This is a genomic window from Lentilactobacillus diolivorans DSM 14421, from assembly GCF_001434255.1.
Taxonomy (GTDB): domain Bacteria; phylum Bacillota; class Bacilli; order Lactobacillales; family Lactobacillaceae; genus Lentilactobacillus; species Lentilactobacillus diolivorans.
The window spans coordinates 1-456 of the sequence record NZ_AZEY01000085.1; the positions used below are offsets into that span (position 1 = coordinate 1).

1 pseudogene is annotated in these 456 nt (G+C 45.8%); it reads right to left on the bottom strand.

From position 1 onward, the window contains the following. Nucleotides 1-456, bottom strand: a pseudogene (pgi, locus tag FC85_RS09535) (glucose-6-phosphate isomerase); the annotation flags it as partial.

A 456-nucleotide genomic window follows, 5' to 3' on the forward strand; every position in this document is an offset into this window, starting at 1 on the left:
TCTTTAAAGATCCGAAAGGCAATTGAAGGTTCCGTTGTGGTGCCGGATTTCGAAATCACGTTAACGGAGAAGTCGCGGTCACCAATCAAGTTGAGCAGATCATAAACGTACGATGGGCTCAATGAATTGCCGGCAAACATGACTTGGGGGAATTGACGACGGTCGTCGGGCAGGTAGTTAAAGAAAGTATCGTTTAAGAAATCAACGGCCATCTTAGCGCCTAGGTAAGAGCCACCAATGCCGATGACAACCAAGACTTTGGAGTCACTTTGAATTTTCTTGGCGGCTTGTTTAATCCGCTCGAATTCAGCTTTGTCGTAATCTTTGGGTAAATTCAACCAGTCACGGAAATCACTGCCGGCACCGGTGCCGTTACGTAATTCTTCGTTGGCAGCGGTAACCATGGCCTGCATTTCGCCTAATTCGTTATCGTGAACAAATTTGGATAATTTAGAA